Source organism: Rhodoferax sp., from assembly GCF_023701345.1.
Classification (GTDB): domain Bacteria; phylum Pseudomonadota; class Gammaproteobacteria; order Burkholderiales; family Burkholderiaceae_C; genus Rhodoferax.
The window spans coordinates 18,490-34,300 of record NZ_JAMPXE010000021.1 but is presented as its reverse complement, the minus strand read 5'-3'; the positions used below and the strand labels follow the sequence as shown (position 1 = coordinate 34,300).

Genomic DNA, 15,811 nt, shown 5'->3' with positions numbered 1-15,811 from the left:
TGAGCTGCTCTACCGACTGAGCTACACCGGCTTGGAAAGAGGCAGATTATAGCGGCCGGTTCAGGCCTCGCTGTGGTAGCGGGTGACCCGCTCCACCTCGTTTTTTGAACCCATGAAAACGCTCACACGCTCGTGTAATTTGGTGGGTGTGATATCCATGATGCGGTGCTTGCCGTTGGTGGAAGCGCCACCAGCCTGTTCGATCAGCCAGCTCATGGGATTGGCTTCGTACATCAGTCGCAATTTGCCGGCTTTTTCCGGTTCGCGCTTGTCCCAGGGGTACATGAAGACGCCGCCACGGGTCAGGATGCGGTGCACGTCGGCCACCATGCTGCCGACCCAGCGCATGTTGAAGTCCTTGCCGCGCGGGCCGTCCGTGCCTTGCAGACATTCGTCGATGTAGCGGGTGACAGGCGCAGCCCAATGGCGCTGGTTGCTCATGTTGATGGCAAATTCTTTGCTGTCTTCGGGGATCCGCAGGTGTTCATCCGTCAAGATGAATGAGCCCTGTTCGCGGTCCAGCGTGAACACCGCCACGCCGTCACCCACGGTAAGCACCAGCGTGGTTTGCGGACCAAAGACGCAGTAGCCGGCGGCGACCTGATGGGTGCCGGGCTGCAAAAAGTCCTGCTCCGACACCCCCGCGCCCTCGGGTTTGACGAGCACACTGAAGATGGTGCCGATGCTGACGTTGACGTCGATGTTGCTGGAGCCGTCCAGCGGGTCGAACATCAGCAGGTATTCGCCCTGCGGGTAGCGGTTGGGCACCACGTAGATGCCCTCCATTTCCTCGCTGGCCATGGCGGCCAGGTGGCCGCCCCATTCGTTGGCCTCGATCAGCACTTCGTTGGCGATGATGTCGAGTTTTTTCTGCATCTCGCCCTGCACGTTTTCGCTTTCCGCGCTGCCCATCACGTCACCCAGGGCGCCTTTGTTGACGGCCTGGCTGATGCGTTTGCAGGCGCGTGCCACCACTTCAAGCAGCAGGCGCAGTTGCGACGGAATGTGGCCTTCCATGCGCTGTTGCTCCACCAGGTAACGCGTCAGGGATATTCTTTTAGGCATGGATGTCTCTTTGTTTGGGTTGTGAACCTGTTATTCAATCTGCCAAGGCGCGGCTGACCACCTCGCGCACGTCGTTGCTCAGATCGGGTTTTGCGGCGACGCGCTTGAGGGCTTCACAGGCTGCGTGTTGGTAAGGTTCGGCCAGCTTCTTCCAGCGGTCCAGCGCACGTGCCAGGCGCGCCGCCACTTGCGGGTTGATGGCATCAAGCGCCAGCACCTGATCAGCCCAAAATACATAACCGGCTGCATCGGCACGGTGGAACGCGCCCGGGTTGGCGCTGCAATAGCTGAAGATCACGCTGCGGGCGCGATTCGGGTTGCGGATGTTGAAGTCGGGGTGCTTGAGCAACTGGCGCACCGCCGGCAGCACCTGGCCGCCGCGGTCGGTGCAGCCGGCCTGCAGCGCAAACCATTTGTCGAGCACCAGTTCCTCTGACTTGAACAGGCTGTGAAAACGTGCCAATGCCGGGGTGGCCAGCGCATGGCCGGTGTGCACCAGGGCACTCAGGGCATTGAAGCGGTCGGTCATGTTGTCGGCATCCTTGAAGCGCTGGTAGGCCCTGCCGGGCCAGACCGCATCACCGGAAGCACGGGCGGCCAGGCACAGGTAATTCAAGGCCAGACCCGCCAGCGCGCGGCGGCCGCTGGACAGGGTGTCGGGTCGGTAGCCGCCGTTCTGGCAATGCGCCTCAAACGCCCACTGCCAGTCGGCGGCCAGCTCGTTGGCCAGTTGCTCACGCATGGCTTCACGGACCGCGTGGATGCGCTGCGGATCGACCACGTCGAGCTGCTCGGCGATGTAGGTTTCTGACGGCAACGTGAGCACCAGTTCCTTGAAGGCGGCATCCAGCGTGGGGTGACGCAGCACCGAACGCATGGCCGAAATAAAGGCCGCATCGAGGCTGCTCGCCGCAGGACCTGCTGCCATGATGGATTGGATGGCGCTGCGCAAGGCCAGGCGCTGGCCGGCTTCCCAGCGGTTGAACGGATCGGGGTCATTGGCCAGCAGCTTGAGCAATTGCGCGTCGGTGTAGTCAAAGTCCACGATCACCGGGGCGCTGAAACCGCGCAGGATCGACGGCACGGGTTCTTCCGTGACATTCTCAAACGTGATCGACTCAGCGGCCTGCGTCATGACGAACAGGTGGCTGTCGCTTGCAGCCGCTGAACTGCCTTGCAACTGCAAGGGCAGGGCGGCACCGCTGCTGGCGCCGACCAGCCCCAGGCTGACCGGGATCACAAACGGTTCCTTGGCCTCCTGACCCGGTGTGGCCGGGCAGCTCTGAACAAAATTCAGGGTGCAGGTTTGGGTGGCGGCGTCATAGTGCGTGGAGGTGGTCAGTCGGGGCGTGCCGGCCTGGCTGTACCAGCGCTTGAACTGCTGCAGCAGCTTAGCCAACGCAGAGTCCGGATTGGCATCGGCGACGGCTTGGGCAAAGTCATCACAGGTCACAGCGCTGCCATCATGGCGGGCAAAGTACAGCGTCATGCCTTTGGCAAAGCCCGATCTTCCGACCAGGGTCTGCATCATGCGCACCACCTCGGCACCTTTTTCGTAGATGGTGACGGTGTAGAAGTTGTTGATCTCGATGTAGCTGTCGGGGCGCACCGGGTGCGCCATGGGGCCGGCGTCTTCGGGGAACTGGGCCGTGCGCAGCACGCGCACGTCCTCGATGCGCTTGACGGCGCGGGCCGACGGCTCGGCGCACAGGTCCATGCTGAATTCTTGGTCGCGGAACACCGTCAGGCCTTCCTTCAGACTGAGCTGGAACCAGTCGCGGCAGGTGATGCGGTTGCCGGTCCAGTTGTGAAAGTACTCGTGGCCGACCACACCCTCGATGTTGGCAAAGTCGACGTCGGTGGCGGTAGCCTGGTTCGCCAGCACGTACTTGGTGTTGAAGACGTTGAGGCCCTTGTTTTCCATGGCGCCCATGTTGAAGTCGCTGGTCGCGACGATCATGAAACGTTCCAGGTCCAGCGGCAGGCCAAATCGGGCTTCGTCCCAGATCACCGAGTTGATCAGCGACGTCATCGCATGCTCGGTCTTGTCCATGTCACCGGGGCGCACATAGACCTGCAACAGGTGGTCTTTGCCGGCGCGCGAGGTGATGCGCTGCTCGCGGCACACCAGTTGGCCGGCGACCAGCGCAAACAGGTAGCACGGCTTTTTGTGCGGGTCAACCCAGGTGGCAAAGTGGCGTCCGTCGTCAAGCGCGCCGCTGTCTGTCAGGTTTCCGTTGCTCAGCAGCACCGGATATTTGGTTTTGTCGGCGCGCAGCGTCACGGTAAAGCTGGCCATCACATCGGGGCGGTCCAGGAAATACGTGATGCGCCGGAAACCCTCGGCCTCGCATTGCGTGAAGAACGAGTCGTTGCTGACGTACAAGCCCATCAACTTGGTGTTTTTGGCGGGTGCGCAGGTGGTAAAAATTTCCAGCTCGAACCTGCCCTCCAAGGGCAGGTTCTCCAGCACCAGTTGGCCCGCATCCAGCTTGAAGCTGGTGCCGGCGCCGTTGACCAGCACACGCGCCAGGTTCAATTCATCGCCGTCCAAGCGCAGCGCCTGGGCCGGCACGTCCGGGTTGCGGCGCAGCGTCATTGTGTTGAGCACGCGGGTCTTGGCCGGGTCGAGGTCAAAGCACAGGTGAACGGTGTCGATCCAGAACGCCGGGGCGCTGTAGTCCTCCCGGCGGATGACCGCAGCGGGGGTATTTGCATCACGAAGTAGCAACATGCAGAGTCTCCAGGAAATTCGAATTTAACAGTTCATGGTAATCGCGCACGGCGGCGATCACGTGGGGGCCAGCCAGTTGGGCCGGCGTGTGGGTGCTGCAGATGGCCACGGCCTGCATGCCGGCGCGGCGCGCGGCTTCAATGCCAAAGGGCGCGTCTTCAAAAACAATGCAGTCGGCGGCACTGGTCTTCATCTGGCGGGCAACTTCCAGGAAAATGGCGGGTTCGGGTTTGCCCGGGTGGCCTTCGTCGCCACCCACAATCGCTTGCGGCGCGGGTGCCAATTGCAGATGCGACAGGGCAAAGGCGATGTTGTGCTGGTCGCCCGCCGTGCCCACGCCCAGCTTCAGGCCACCTGCCAGGGCCTGCGCATAAAACGACTTGAAACCGGCGACCTCGGCAAACACCGGGCCAAAGAGTTCGCGGTAGATCTGCTCTTTTTCGGCAATCAGGGCCCAGGCCTCGTCGTTGGTGAGGTCACGTTGAAACAATTCGCGCATGCACTCGGCGCCGGTGCGCCCGGTGGTGCGGCGCATCAGGTCGTCAATTTCAATGCGCAAGCCGTGCTGGCGGGCAAAAAGCACCCAGCTTTGCGCGTGGTAAGCCATCGAGTCGATCATGGTGCCGTCCATGTCGAAGATCAGGGCCTCGGTCATCAGACGCCCTGCTTCAAAGAGGCTTCGATGAATTGGTCCAGATCGCCGTCGAGAACTTTTTGCGTGGCCGAGGTTTCGTAGTTGGTGCGCAGGTCCTTGATGCGGCTGTTGTCGAGCACGTAGCTGCGAATCTGGTGGCCCCAACCCACGTCGGTCTTGCCGTCTTCGAGTTTTTGCTGTTCTTCCTGCTGCTTGCGCAACTCAAAGTCATAGAGTTTGGAGCGCAGGCGTTTCCAGGCGATGTCGCGGTTGCCGTGCTGGCTGCGGCCGTCCTGGCACTGCACCACGATGCCGGTGGGCAGGTGCGTCAGGCGCACGGCCGAGTCGGTCTTGTTGATGTGCTGGCCGCCCGCGCCGCTGGCACGGTAGGTGTCGGTGCGCACGTCGGAGGGGTTGATGTTGATCTCGATCGAGTCGTCGATCTCAGGGTAGACAAACACGCTGGCAAAGCTGGTGTGGCGCCCGCCCGACGAGTCGAACGGCGATTTGCGCACCAGCCGGTGCACGCCTGTTTCGGTGCGCAGCAGGCCAAAGGCGTACTCGCCCTCGACCTTGAACGATGCGCCCTTGATGCCGGCGGTGTCGCCCGGGGTTTCGTCCTCGATCTCGGTCTTGAAGCCCTTGCGCTCGCAGTAGCGCAGGTACTGGCGCAGCAGCATGCTGGCCCAGTCGCAGGCCTCGGTGCCGCCGGCGCCAGCCTGGATGTCGACAAAACAGTTCAGCGGGTCGGCCGGGTTGTTGAACATGCGGCGGAATTCCAGGCCCTTGACGATCTCTTCGAGCTTGGCGGCTTCTTCTTCAATGTGAATCAGGCCGGCTTCGTCGCCTTCTTCCTTGCTCATTTCGAACAGTTCAGTGTTGTCCGCGAGTTCGCTTTCAAGCTCGCTGATGGTCACAACCACGCCGTCGAGCGCTTTTTTCTCGCGGCCCAACTCCTGGGCGCGCTTGGGGTCGCTCCAGACCGTGGGGTCTTCGAGTGAGGCGTTGACGGTTCTCAGGCGTTCAAATTTGGCATCGTAGTCAAAGATACCCCCGTAATTCGAGGGTACGGGCGGTCAAACTGCTGAGTTGGGTGCCTAGGGCGTTGATGCGTTCTGCTTCCATGATGCGGGTCCTAAAGGGGTTAGTCTGTCAATAACCCGCTATTTTCTCATGCCGGGCTAACGCGTGAAACGCTCCAGCAACTCGGCCACAGCTTGCGGCTGGTCATGGTGCAGCATGTGGCCGCAGTCGGGCACCTGGACGATCTCGATGTTGGCCACGGCTTTCAGGCGTTCATGGTGTTCTGCCAGGGTGAATTGGCCCCGCCACCAGGCATTCATGCTGTCGTCCGAGGCCTCCACCATCAGTGTCGGAGCGGTGATGTTGCGGTGAACCGCCAGCACTTCATCGACCCGGTAAAGCTGGGCGTTGGCGATTTTGTGGGCGGCCTCGCCCAAAATCGTCCATTGCCCCGGGGACAGCTCGGCCGACCAGTGGTTGGCCAGCCAGTGTGCCTTGTCCATGCTCAGGTAACAGTTGTTTTTTGCCAAACGCGCCGCCACTGCTTCCAGCGAGTCGTAGCTCTTGAGCTTGAGTGCACCCGTGTTGAACTGCTTCACGCCGTCAAGCCACTGGACATAACGCCCCGGTGCCTGGGTCGGGGTGGTGTCGGGCAAACCAAAGCCCTCCAGATTGATCAGACGGCGGATGCGCCCGGGCCGCACCCCGGCGTAGACCATGGCCACGTTGGCGCCCATGCTGTGGCCGACCAGGTTCACGCTCTGGCCCGGTGCAAAGTGGTCGAGCAGGGCGTCCAGGTCGGCCAGGTAGTCGGGAAACCAGAAGGCGTCAGCGCCGCCCGACTGGGTCAGGCCAAAGCCGCGCCAGTCCGGGGCGATGATGAAGTGGTTCTGGGCGAGCGCATCGACCACAAACTGAAAGCTGGCCGCCACATCCATCCAGCCGTGCAGCAGCACCAGCGGCGTAATGCCTGGCTCGGGTTCGCCCCAGCAGCGAACGTGGTAATTTAGCTGGCGGATAGGGACAAACTCGCTACGGGAAATTCTTTGGACTTGGTACATTTGACCGATCATAAGGAGGCATTGCATGTCATTCAGTCAATCCCGCGACAAAGTTGCCAGTTGCCAGCCTGCCAGCAGTGCCCACACTTGGGATATGCCACCGGCTTACGCCAGACTGTATGAAGCTTTCACCTGGCAGGTGCCTGCGCAGTTCAACATGGCGCAAGCCTGTTGCGCACGCTGGGCAGCGCTACCCGAAGCTTCAGGAAAGATAGCGATTTACATCAGCCAGCCAGGGACAACAAGCCGTTCTTATTCTTTTGCCGAGTTGCAGGACCAGGCCAACCGCCTGTCCAACGTGCTGACCGGCCTGGGGGTGCAGCCCGGTGACCGGGTGGCCATTGTGCTGCCGCAGTGTTTCGAGACCGCGGTGGCCTACATGGCGGTGCTGCAAATGGGTGCCGTGGCCATGCCGCTGTCGCAACTGTTTGGCCCGGAAGCGCTTGAATTCCGCTTGCAGGACAGCGCGGCCGTGGTGGCGATTGGCGACGCGCAAACGCTGGTCAACGTGCAGGCAGTGCGCGCCCATTGCCCGGCGTTGCGCCAGCTGATTGGCGTCGGGCTTGAGGCCGACACCCAGGCGCTGGCCGATGTGGCTTATGCGCCAGCACTGGCTGGCGCCAGTGACCTGTTTGACCTGGCCATCATGCGCGCCGACGCGCCGGCGATCCTGATCTACACCAGCGGCACCACCGGCAATCCGAAAGGCGCGTTGATCCCGCACCAGGCGCTCATTGGCAACCTGACCGGCTTTTTGTGCAGCCAGAACTGGTTCGGTTTTGCCATGACGGCCAAGCCGGTTGACGGTTTGCAGCAACTGACCACGCCTGACCATTTACCCGCAGGTTCCGAAGCCGTGTTCTGGAGCCCCGCCGACTGGGCTTGGACCGGTGGCCTGATGGACGCGCTGTTGCCCTCGCTTTACTTTGGTCGGCCGATCGTGGCTTTCAATGGCCGCTTCAGCCCGCAAGCCGCGCTGGAGCTGCTGCGCGACTTTGGTGTGACACACAGTTTTTTGTTTCCCACGGCGCTCAAAGCCATGATGAAAACCTTTCCCGGCAGCGTTGGACAGACCGTCAGCCAGCAGTTCGACCTCCAGCTGCAAGCCATCATGAGTGCCGGCGAGGCGGTGGGGGACGCGGTGTTCGATTACTGCCAGGCGCAGTTGGGCGTGACCGTGAATGAGATGTTCGGCCAGACCGAGATCAACTACATCGTCGGCAATTGTGCCGCCTTATGGCCGCCCAAGCCCGGCAGCATGGGCATGGGTTACCCCGGCCACCGGCTGGCGGTGATTGACGACGCGGGTCTTGAGTGCGCAGCAGGGGAGGTGGGCGACGTGGCCGTCAACCGCTTTGACGTGCATGGCCAGCCGGACCCGATTTTCTTTTTGGGTTACTGGAAAAACGAGGCGTCGACGCAGGCCAAGTTCACCGGCGACTGGTGCCGCACCGGCGACTTGGCCAACCGCGATGCCGACGGTTACCTGTGGTACCAGGGCCGCAGTGACGACGTGTTCAAGGCCGCGGGCTACCGCATTGGCCCGGGTGAGATCGAGAACTGCCTGGTCAAGCACCCGGCCGTGGCCAATGTGGCGGTGGTGCCCAAGCCCGACGCGTCGCGCGGCGCGGTGGTCAAGGCTTATGTGGTGCTGTCGCCTGATTTTGTGGCGGCCCGCGCCAATTACACAGGAACCCAGGACCAGTTTGAGACTGACTTGATTGAACAACTGCAAGCCCACGTCAAAGACAAACTGGCCCCTTATGAATACCCCAAGGAAATCGAGTTCCTCGATGCCCTGCCCATGACCACCACTGGCAAGGTGCAACGCCGCGTGTTGCGGCTGCAGGAAGAGGCGCGGGCGCTTGCGCTCATGGCGACAGCAGCCACCGCCGCAAACCCGTAAACTATAAAAATCGGCTGCAAGGCCTTTTTTTATTGAAATCACGCATGAAAATGAGGGGAGTTGAGATATTCAAAGAGAAAACGGCGCGATAAATCGGGATTTATGGGGATTGGGCTGGATAAAACGGGATGGGGTTTTGAAATAACCTTTTCTGTGGCGAAATAGGCAACGATGGGAAGAGATTTACCAAAACAGCCGATCAAAGCCCTGGCGTCAGGTAGGTATCAATGATATCCAGAATGGACTTTTCGTCATCTGGAGCCAGCGATCCAACATCGGGGTCGGCGAAAAGAAGGCCACGACGCGGCATATGTTTTGTGCCCCACTCGTGGTACGTCGCGTACGGCTTGCCGAAGCCAATTCGAACGCTGTCTTTTGTTGCCTGGTGGTTGCGGCTCAAAAGCATGTCACCGTAGCGATCAAGCAGTTGGCGATTACCGTCTGCGGGGTATGACTTGATAGTCGATGGCGCCCACGGTGCCCAGCTTTTGCCTGCTGGGTCTGTGCGGCTCTCGAAGCGGTCGCTTACACGGCTCTCAATCATTGAGCCAATATCTTGCATCACCGGCGTTAGGTCGACCATGCGGCGATACAGGCTAGCCAGATCCGCGCGGAACGCGGCGTCATCTACTTTGACGGTGAGCATGGTTACCTCAATCCTTTTTGAAACCAGCACGCCGGGCCGCATCTGCCAAGCCAGGATCGGCACCGGCCAGCTTGCCATCCACGACGCCCTGCAACGCTTTCTGGCGGGCTGACCCAGGGTTATAGGCAAAGCCCGGGTCGATGCCGACCGGCACCTGGCTGATCTCCCCCGAACGCGGGTTGATGTATTCGCGCATCGTGACGGTTGGCGCCGCCTTTTTGAGTGCCGCCCCGGTGGGGGTTTTGCCTGCGTCGTAGTCACGCTGAGTCATATTGTTGACGCGGCAGCGGCAGCGCCAGCCGTTGGGCGGCCAATGGGTCTGCCAGAATGGATCATCGACCGGTAGTGTGACGTTGTCCCAGGCGGCGTGGCTTGCGCGCACGCGCTCATCACGCTTGGTGATGTAGCGGACGTAAGGCAACGTCCCTTTGCTGCGCTCGACGCGCTCCCACAAGCCGGTGGCATAGGCCTGGCGGGTGTTGACGTCGTAGATCAGTTTTAGACGCGCGGGATCGAATTTGGTGAGCACGATCTCGCTGGTAGCCGGATCGGTCACGGCTTTGAATCCCCACCATCCGGCGTCGGCCAGCAGCTGCTCGGCGTCGCGCATCCAGTCCCCACGGCTCAGATCACCAGCGACCGATTTTGTGATGCCATCGTGCAGCGCCTGCAACAGATCAAGCCGCGCCAGGCGGCTGACTGTGAATTGCGTGCTGTGCTCACTTTGCCAAACATCTTGCCAGGCATAGCTTTTTGTGAGCTTCGAGCGAGCCATAAGCCATGCCACGGCCTCTTTGGGTGCGAGCTTTTGCAGCTCTGCGAAATCACTGGCGTCTGACATGGCTTACTCGTTGGCCATACCGGCGTCGGCGGCCAGGCGCGCGGTGAAGGCGGCGCGGGTCAACGAGTCAGCCAGCGGATCGGCCTCAAGTTGCGTCAGCAGCTCGGGCAGGCGCGCCAGCAGTTCGGCTGCCGTCTGCCCGCGCTCTGCGGCGTCGGCCAACAGCTTGCGGATCGGGTCCACCATGGGTTCCATGGCGGGTTGCCACTGCGCCAGCTCGGCGTCCACCAAGGCGTCGAGGGCATCGGGTTCATCGGGGGTGTTGGCGGGCGTGCTCGGTTCGGCAAAAGCGGGGGCAGCTGGTTTGGGGTCAGTGGATTGCCGCGCTGCGCTCGCAATGACAGCCGGGGCGGCGACAGGCTCGGGCTGCAAGTCGCCCTCCTGGTAGCCGTAGCCGCGCATCCAGTAGGCATTGGTAAAGCGGGCGCCGGCGTCATGGTTGCTTTTGTCACGCGCCGCCTGCAGCTCGTCCTGCTCTTTTTGGTCCCAAAAACTGAAAACAGGCGTGGCTACCGAGCCAAAGTTCAGCTCGCAGACCCACTTGATCAGCTGGTTGATGCTGGCCGCAATGATGCGCGCGTCGGCGTCGCGCAGGTCCTTGGTGACTTCCAGCCCGGCGGTGGCGCTAGCCTTGTTGGCGCTGGCCTGGGTGGTTTGGTTCTGGCCCAGCAAGGCAATGGCAATTTCACTGCTGCAATGCGCCACCAGTTGGGCATACAGGTCGGCGCTGGCGCTTTTGCCGGCCATTTCCACCAGCTCAATGCTGCCGTCGTCGGGGATGGTGGCCACGCCGTCTTGAATCAAAGCCTCCAGGCTGTCCAGCAAGGCGGCGCGCTCGGCGTCGGTGGCACTGCGCGGCAACTTGCCCACGCTGAAGGCGCTGCCGAACTTTTCGGTAAACGCCAGCCAGAACTTGAGCCCGCCTTTTTTAAACAACAGCGGCCAGTAGCACATGCTCAAGGCTGCAAAGCCGTAGGGATTTTGGTAAGTGGGACTTTGCCGTGGCAGCAGGTACTTTTTGCCCGGGTCTTCTTCGCCGAATAACGGCGACGCCCGGCTTTTGAAGCGCAGCATGTTGTTGGTATCAAAACAGAACCACTCGGGCGGCTTGGCTTGCACGTCGAGCGGCACAAACAGGCCGCCAGACTGGCCCCAGATCACCTCCATGGGCTGATAGCCATACAGCACGGCGTCCTGCATTTGCTCAATGATGGTGGTCAGCGGCAGCGCGTCCAGCATGGCCTGCACCGCCTTGCCGTGGCGGCTGCTGGCCTGGCCCCGGTCCAGGCCAAAGTCAAGCGCCTGCACACTGGCCTTGCGCCGCGTCACGCAACTGCCCACCAGGGCGTCGACCTGCATGTCGCGGTAGGTGGTGATGCTCTTGCCCTGCGCCCGCAAAATGGTGTCAGGGTTGGGCAACAGCATGCCCAGGGCGTAAAAGTCGAGGCTGTTGGCGCGGGTGGCCAGGTGGTTGCTGAGGATGTTGCGAGGTGTCATGGTGGAGTCACTTAAAGTGTTGGGGACAGAGCTTGTTCACTGCGTGTAACTGCGGTCTTTCCCACAATGGTTCAGAATCCATTCAAATTGATGCCGCCAATGTGCTCTGACACTTTTCTTTCGCGTGTCGTCGCCTTCACCGGGCCAAGATTGATCTCGCGGCTGGCAAAGTAGGCCAGTGCCACGGCCACAGCGGCGTCGCCGTGGCGTTTGCCCTTGTCTTCACCCGTGCTTCGGGTGTCGGGAATGCGCGGCACGCCACGCACTATTTGCACGGCGCGCAAGTCGGCCAGGATGTCGGCGTCCTTGGGCAGGCCGGTCAGCGTGCCGTCTTCCAGCGCTGCCTTGACCGGCGGCATGTGCTCGCGGTACCAGCCCTCGGACAGCATGACCTGCTGAATGCGGCTGGCGCCATAACGCTGCATGGCCACCTCGGCCAAAAACTGCCCGTTGCCACGGGCGTCAAAGGCACCGCCCATGAAACGCGGCAGGCGGTCCAGCAGGTAAAACGCGATCTGCTCTTGCTGGCGAAAAGGCACATTGCGCAGCTCCACCGCAAACGGCACCTGGCGCACCAGGTTCTGATGCTGCAGCAGCGGAATGTGCACGCTCAGGTCCCCTGATCGGCCAAAGTCTTCACCGTCAAAACTGATGGCCTGGGCCGGCAATTTTTCCAGCAGGGGCAGCATTTGCGCCTCCAGCCAGTCATTGGCCTCGGCCTTGCGAATGCCGTCTGACAGCACCTCAAAACCGGGTTTGCACTCCCAGCGCAGCACCGGCGTGTCGGCCGACATGCGCAGCTCAATCAAGGCGCGTGACAACCAGGCGCCCGTGCCGTTGGACGGAATGCAGTCCAGCTCTTCGGCGGCACCGTCGCCATAAAAGGCATACACGCCGGCTTTCCAGAGGGCTTCGTCCTCGGCCGTCCACGGCTTGCCCAGGCGCATACACACGCGCTGGTACAGCCCGTCGGCCACGGCCTCCTGAAAGTCCACCCGGTGCACCGTGCCCTTGCGGCGCCCGCTGCGGATGTCTTCCACCAGCTCGGCAAACGGGTTGTCGGTGCCGTTGTGCGTGCTGATCACGTGCACCTGGCCGCCCCAGATCAACATGGCCATGGCCGCCTTGAGCAGTTCCTTGAGCTGGTCGTGGAACGCGGCCTCGTCGATCACGATCACGCCTTGGCGCCCGCGCAAGTTGCTTGGCCGGCTGCTGAGCGCGACGATGCGAAAGCCCGACGGGAAGCGGATGGTGTAGGTCTTGATCGCCTTGTCTTCCTCGCTCTCGCCGTCCCAAAATCCCTCGTCGATCTCGCCCGCCGCACGGTTGAACAGCCGAGCCCACATGGCGCAGGCCTGGATGTACTCAATCGTCATGTCTTGGTTGTAGGCGATGTAATACACGTTCTGCCCGCCCGCCGTGCGGTCGCTGGCGGCGGTGAGCACGTTGTCAGACGCCTCGCCCCAGGTGATGCCGGTGCGGCGCGATTTCTCCATCACCTTCAGCGGCGAGCGGTCGGCCACCCAGCGCGCCTGGTAACCCATCAGCACGGCCGCCGGCACCGCTTTAAGGGCGGTGTTCGGGATCTCGAAGGGGACGGCGGAGGTCATTTGAAATCAGGGGTCGGTTTCGCGGCCATCGCGGCGGAAAGGCTTCTTGGATGCGCCCCGGCTTCGAACTTCGCGCAGGCGATGTACAGGCTGTGGTGGCGGTCATCGCGCTGGCTACCTGACTCCGGGTGGTGACAGTCGCCATACCAGACGCCGTAGCCCGAGGAGGACTGGCCTTTAAAGACGGTGTCCACCCAGTGCTTGCAATGCTCGCAGCGCATGCTCATGCCGCAATCCCCAAAATTTCGCGCCTGATCTGCTCGGCGGCGTCGCCGCTCAGGCCACCGCTCTTGGCGATCTTGTCCACGGTCTCGGCGGCGGCTTTGGCGCGGGCGCGGGCTTGGGCCTGGAACTGCTTGAGGCCGATGCTGGACCGGGTCAAGGTGGCGATGTTCTTGGCGGCGGCACTGAGCATGCTGACACGCTCGCCCGGATCGGCGTCGGGGTCATCGGCTTCCTGCAGCGACAAAATGGCCTCGAACAACTCGGTCTGCACCAGCGCGGTCAGCGCCTCGCTGCGCGCGTCCTGGTCATCGCCGGCCTGTGCCTGGATCAGCTTGGCGGCTTCGGTGCTGGCCTTGATGGCAGACAGGCGGCGGTCCAGCTTGCTGCCGTAACGGTGCAGCGCGCTGCGGCTGGGCAGGTTGCCGCCGTGCGATGCGGCGGGAAAGCGCGCCTGCAGGTCGACGATCAGCTCATCCAGCGTTTGCGCGCCGGTGGCCAGCATGGCCTCGATGTAGGCCTTGACGTCCAGCGGCAGGCGGGCAATGGTGCTTTTGCGGCCCATGGCTTACCAGTACTTCGCGGGCCGGGCAATGCCGGGCTCGCACGTCACGGTGTACTCGGCCACGTCCACACCAAAGCGGCTCAGCTCGGCGTGCCAGCGGCCGCTGGGCTGTTTGTCCACCTTGATCAGTTCGCGGTCATGCAGGTAGTCCATTTCGCGGCGCAGTTCCAGCGCGGTGGCGTCGGGGTATTCGCTCTGCGCCACGGTCAGCACCAGGCCCTCAAACGCGCCGATCGGGCGGGCGTTGTTGAGCGTCAGCAAAATGAGCCAGCGCAGGGCTTCGCGGCGCAAACGGGCGTGGTCAATTTCAGCCATTAAATTCTCCAGGTTACAAAATTGATTGGGAAGCACGCAGCAAGGCGTTTTCCAGCTTCATGCCCAAACCGTCGACCTTGGCCTCCAGCGTGCTTTGACCGCGGATGTAGTCTTCGCGGCGCTGGTAATGCAGGGGAAGATCGGCCTTGAGCGTGAGCAGCTCGCGCTCCACGCGCTGCCACTGGCCGGTGTCGGCTTTGGCAGAGGCGTCCAGCGTGTCAAGACGTGCATTCAGCATGGCGTACTGGGCGGTGTTGGTCACGCCCTGCACCCTGAAGTGCTCTTGCAGATCGCGCTTGATCTCGCCCTTGAACTGGATCGCAATCACCTTCACCAGCGCCCACAGGCCACCAATGCCGGCAATCACCACCCAAATAATGTTTGACAAATTGAATTCAACAATCATGGTGTGCCCTGGGCTGCTGTAACGTAGTCAATCAAACGCTGGTGCCTGAGCCGGTCGGCCGCGCAGGCTTGGGCGTTGGCCGTGTGGTTGGCCCAGGCGGCGGCAATGCTGACCCCGGCGTCAACAGCACAGGCGGGGCTGGTGGGGTCAGCAGCTCCGCAGGCACCTGCAGGCGCGTCGGTGCCAGCAAGGGCGCTGTTCCACATCCAGACAGCGCCAGCAGTGAGGCTGACAGCAGCGCCAGCAGAATCACCACCACCAGCCGGGCCGCTGCCTTGGCTGTCGCCTGGGTGTTCGTCTGCCACAGCACCACCAGGCAAAACACCAGCAGGACAAACAGCACCAGCGCTATTGCGCAAAACAACCAAAGGGCCTCGATTACTGAAAACATCAAACTTCTCCTTTAAAACCGTGTAACTTTTTTGCAGCGCCAACTGCTCCTGGATAGACTTGGTCGCCGCTTCATGGCTGCGCTGAACCTCGGCCTGCAGCGCCTGCGCCTGGGCCTGCACCTGCTTTGCCTGGCGCGCTTGCCAGGCGTTGTCGCTGTACTGGAAGCCGCCGTAAAAGCTGAGTGCGCCGGCCAGCGCGGCGGCAATCAACCAAGGGGGAAGAAAGGCGTTCATGGCTTGACTCCTGTGGATTGCCGCGCTTCGCTCGCAATGACGGGGACGGGGCGCGCATTGGCGGACGGCCCCAGGCACTGGCGGTGCAGGCGCAGGCGGCGTTCCCACAGGCCGGGGCATTGCTTGTTGCCGGGCACGGAGCAATCCACATCACCCGCCTTTTTCCACATCAGAATGGCATCGCACGCGCCCTGGTAGTCATACGCATTCAGGCGCGCCACCAGCGTGCTGGGCCCGCCGCGCTTGCTCTCGCAAAAGCCGTCCACCACGCCCGACTTGCCGCGGCCAATGTTGTAGGCCAGGTTGACATAGGCGTCGTACTCGTACTGGTGCAGTGGCACGTGTACGCATTGCTTGATGGCGCCTTCGAACCGCTGAACGTCGGTGAGCATGCGCTGCAGCGCCTTGGGCGGCGTGGTGGTGCTGCTCATGGTGATGTCACGGCCCGTGGAGCCAAAGCCAAGGGTCGGAACCGCTTTGCCTTTGACCGGATCGGGGCAAGCATTGCCGCAATAACCCTCCTCCACGGCCAAGCCCACCAGGCCAGCGGCAGTGAGGGCAAGCACGGTGATCAGGGAGCGGTTGTCAAAGTTCATACCCTGCACTGTGCCGCGCGCGCGCGAGTGCTGATAACTAAAGCGCTTTAGTTATTGCGGGGTG

16 protein-coding genes are annotated in these 15,811 nt (G+C 62.1%); 1 reads left to right on the top strand and 15 read right to left on the bottom strand.

Features of this window, described 5'->3' with window-relative positions; genetic code table 11:
- Positions 1–60 precede the first annotated feature (60 nt).
- The 5 genes from NDI87_RS04890 to NDI87_RS04870 form a co-directional block, all read right to left on the bottom strand.
- Positions 61–1,065, bottom strand: a complete 1,005-nt coding sequence (locus tag NDI87_RS04890) for a class 1 fructose-bisphosphatase (protein ID WP_296273682.1) — start codon at positions 1,063–1,065, stop codon at positions 61–63.
- A gap of 34 nt (positions 1,066–1,099) precedes the next feature.
- The gene (gene pepN, locus NDI87_RS04885; protein ID WP_296273681.1) at positions 1,100–3,799 is read right to left on the bottom strand and encodes an aminopeptidase N; all 2,700 of its coding nucleotides are present in this window, start codon (positions 3,797–3,799) and stop codon (positions 1,100–1,102) included.
- Positions 3,783–4,454, bottom strand: coding sequence for an HAD family phosphatase (locus tag NDI87_RS04880; protein WP_296273680.1), 672 nt, complete (start codon positions 4,452–4,454; stop codon positions 3,783–3,785). The genes pepN and NDI87_RS04880 overlap by 17 nt, the downstream gene beginning before the upstream one ends.
- A protein-coding gene (prfB, locus tag NDI87_RS04875) for a peptide chain release factor 2 (RefSeq protein ID WP_296273679.1) occupies positions 4,454–5,558 on the bottom strand; the annotation gives its coding sequence in 2 pieces (ribosomal slippage) (positions 4,454–5,476 and positions 5,478–5,558; 1,104 coding nt in all). The genes NDI87_RS04880 and prfB overlap by 1 nt, the downstream gene beginning before the upstream one ends.
- 56 nt (positions 5,559–5,614) lie before the next feature.
- A complete protein-coding gene (locus tag NDI87_RS04870) occupies positions 5,615–6,517 on the bottom strand; it encodes an alpha/beta hydrolase (RefSeq protein WP_296273678.1) in 903 nt (300 codons plus the stop codon).
- A gap of 94 nt (positions 6,518–6,611) precedes the next feature.
- Between NDI87_RS04870 and NDI87_RS04865 the strand changes: the two genes are divergently transcribed.
- Positions 6,612–8,423 carry an AMP-binding protein gene (locus NDI87_RS04865; protein ID WP_366028344.1) on the top strand — a complete coding sequence of 604 codons (1,812 nt, stop codon included), beginning with the start codon at positions 6,612–6,614 and terminating at the stop codon, positions 8,421–8,423.
- A gap of 199 nt (positions 8,424–8,622) precedes the next feature.
- On the opposite strand, the gene NDI87_RS04860 is transcribed toward NDI87_RS04865, so the two are convergent.
- The 10 genes from NDI87_RS04860 to NDI87_RS04815 all read right to left on the bottom strand — a co-directional run bounded on the left by NDI87_RS04860 (position 8,623) and on the right by NDI87_RS04815 (position 15,747).
- Positions 8,623–9,069: a phage virion morphogenesis protein gene (locus tag NDI87_RS04860; protein WP_296273676.1), complete on the bottom strand. Its 447-nt coding sequence runs from the start codon at positions 9,067–9,069 to the stop codon at positions 8,623–8,625.
- 7 nt (positions 9,070–9,076) lie between these two features.
- On the bottom strand, positions 9,077–9,910 hold the full coding sequence (locus NDI87_RS04855) for a phage minor head protein (RefSeq protein WP_296273675.1): 834 nt from the start codon (positions 9,908–9,910) through the stop codon (positions 9,077–9,079).
- 3 nt (positions 9,911–9,913) lie between these two features.
- The gene (locus NDI87_RS04850) at positions 9,914–11,407 is read right to left on the bottom strand and encodes a DUF935 family protein (RefSeq protein WP_296273674.1); all 1,494 of its coding nucleotides are present in this window, start codon (positions 11,405–11,407) and stop codon (positions 9,914–9,916) included.
- Positions 11,408–11,478: 71 nt separating this feature from the next.
- Entirely contained in the window at positions 11,479–13,017 is a 1,539-nt protein-coding gene (locus NDI87_RS04845; RefSeq protein ID WP_296273673.1) for a hypothetical protein, read from the bottom strand.
- Positions 13,014–13,244 (bottom strand): hypothetical protein, encoded by a 231-nt coding sequence (locus NDI87_RS04840; protein ID WP_296273672.1) that lies wholly within the window; start codon positions 13,242–13,244, stop codon positions 13,014–13,016. The genes NDI87_RS04845 and NDI87_RS04840 overlap by 4 nt, the downstream gene beginning before the upstream one ends.
- Positions 13,241–13,804, bottom strand: a complete 564-nt coding sequence (locus NDI87_RS04835; RefSeq protein ID WP_296273671.1) for a DUF3486 family protein — start codon at positions 13,802–13,804, stop codon at positions 13,241–13,243. Before NDI87_RS04835 ends, NDI87_RS04840 begins: the two co-directional genes overlap by 4 nt.
- A gap of 3 nt (positions 13,805–13,807) precedes the next feature.
- Positions 13,808–14,119, bottom strand: a complete 312-nt coding sequence (locus NDI87_RS04830; RefSeq protein ID WP_296273670.1) for a hypothetical protein — start codon at positions 14,117–14,119, stop codon at positions 13,808–13,810.
- Between the two features lie 13 nt (positions 14,120–14,132).
- The gene (locus tag NDI87_RS04825) at positions 14,133–14,525 is read right to left on the bottom strand and encodes a hypothetical protein (protein WP_296273669.1); all 393 of its coding nucleotides are present in this window, start codon (positions 14,523–14,525) and stop codon (positions 14,133–14,135) included.
- The gene (locus NDI87_RS04820; protein WP_296273668.1) at positions 14,522–15,151 is read right to left on the bottom strand and encodes a hypothetical protein; all 630 of its coding nucleotides are present in this window, start codon (positions 15,149–15,151) and stop codon (positions 14,522–14,524) included. The genes NDI87_RS04825 and NDI87_RS04820 overlap by 4 nt, the downstream gene beginning before the upstream one ends.
- Positions 15,148–15,747: a glycoside hydrolase family protein gene (locus NDI87_RS04815; RefSeq protein WP_296273667.1), complete on the bottom strand. Its 600-nt coding sequence runs from the start codon at positions 15,745–15,747 to the stop codon at positions 15,148–15,150. Before NDI87_RS04815 ends, NDI87_RS04820 begins: the two co-directional genes overlap by 4 nt.
- Between the last annotated feature and the right edge of the window lie 64 nt (positions 15,748–15,811).

Coding starts and splice junctions, on each gene's coding strand:
- NDI87_RS04890 (WP_296273682.1), bottom strand. CDS start 1,065: ATGCCTAAAAGAATATCCCTGACGCGTTACCTGGTGGAGCAACAGCGC.
- pepN (WP_296273681.1), bottom strand. CDS start 3,799: ATGTTGCTACTTCGTGATGCAAATACCCCCGCTGCGGTCATCCGCCGG.
- NDI87_RS04880 (WP_296273680.1), bottom strand. CDS start 4,454: ATGACCGAGGCCCTGATCTTCGACATGGACGGCACCATGATCGACTCG.
- NDI87_RS04870 (WP_296273678.1), bottom strand. CDS start 6,517: ATGTACCAAGTCCAAAGAATTTCCCGTAGCGAGTTTGTCCCTATCCGC.
- NDI87_RS04865 (WP_366028344.1), top strand. CDS start 6,612: ATGCCACCGGCTTACGCCAGACTGTATGAAGCTTTCACCTGGCAGGTG.
- NDI87_RS04860 (WP_296273676.1), bottom strand. CDS start 9,069: ATGCTCACCGTCAAAGTAGATGACGCCGCGTTCCGCGCGGATCTGGCT.
- NDI87_RS04855 (WP_296273675.1), bottom strand. CDS start 9,910: ATGTCAGACGCCAGTGATTTCGCAGAGCTGCAAAAGCTCGCACCCAAA.
- NDI87_RS04850 (WP_296273674.1), bottom strand. CDS start 11,407: ATGACACCTCGCAACATCCTCAGCAACCACCTGGCCACCCGCGCCAAC.
- NDI87_RS04845 (WP_296273673.1), bottom strand. CDS start 13,017: ATGACCTCCGCCGTCCCCTTCGAGATCCCGAACACCGCCCTTAAAGCG.
- NDI87_RS04840 (WP_296273672.1), bottom strand. CDS start 13,244: ATGAGCATGCGCTGCGAGCATTGCAAGCACTGGGTGGACACCGTCTTT.
- NDI87_RS04835 (WP_296273671.1), bottom strand. CDS start 13,804: ATGGGCCGCAAAAGCACCATTGCCCGCCTGCCGCTGGACGTCAAGGCC.
- NDI87_RS04830 (WP_296273670.1), bottom strand. CDS start 14,119: ATGGCTGAAATTGACCACGCCCGTTTGCGCCGCGAAGCCCTGCGCTGG.
- NDI87_RS04825 (WP_296273669.1), bottom strand. CDS start 14,525: ATGATTGTTGAATTCAATTTGTCAAACATTATTTGGGTGGTGATTGCC.
- NDI87_RS04820 (WP_296273668.1), bottom strand. CDS start 15,151: ATGAACGCCTTTCTTCCCCCTTGGTTGATTGCCGCCGCGCTGGCCGGC.
- NDI87_RS04815 (WP_296273667.1), bottom strand. CDS start 15,747: ATGAACTTTGACAACCGCTCCCTGATCACCGTGCTTGCCCTCACTGCC.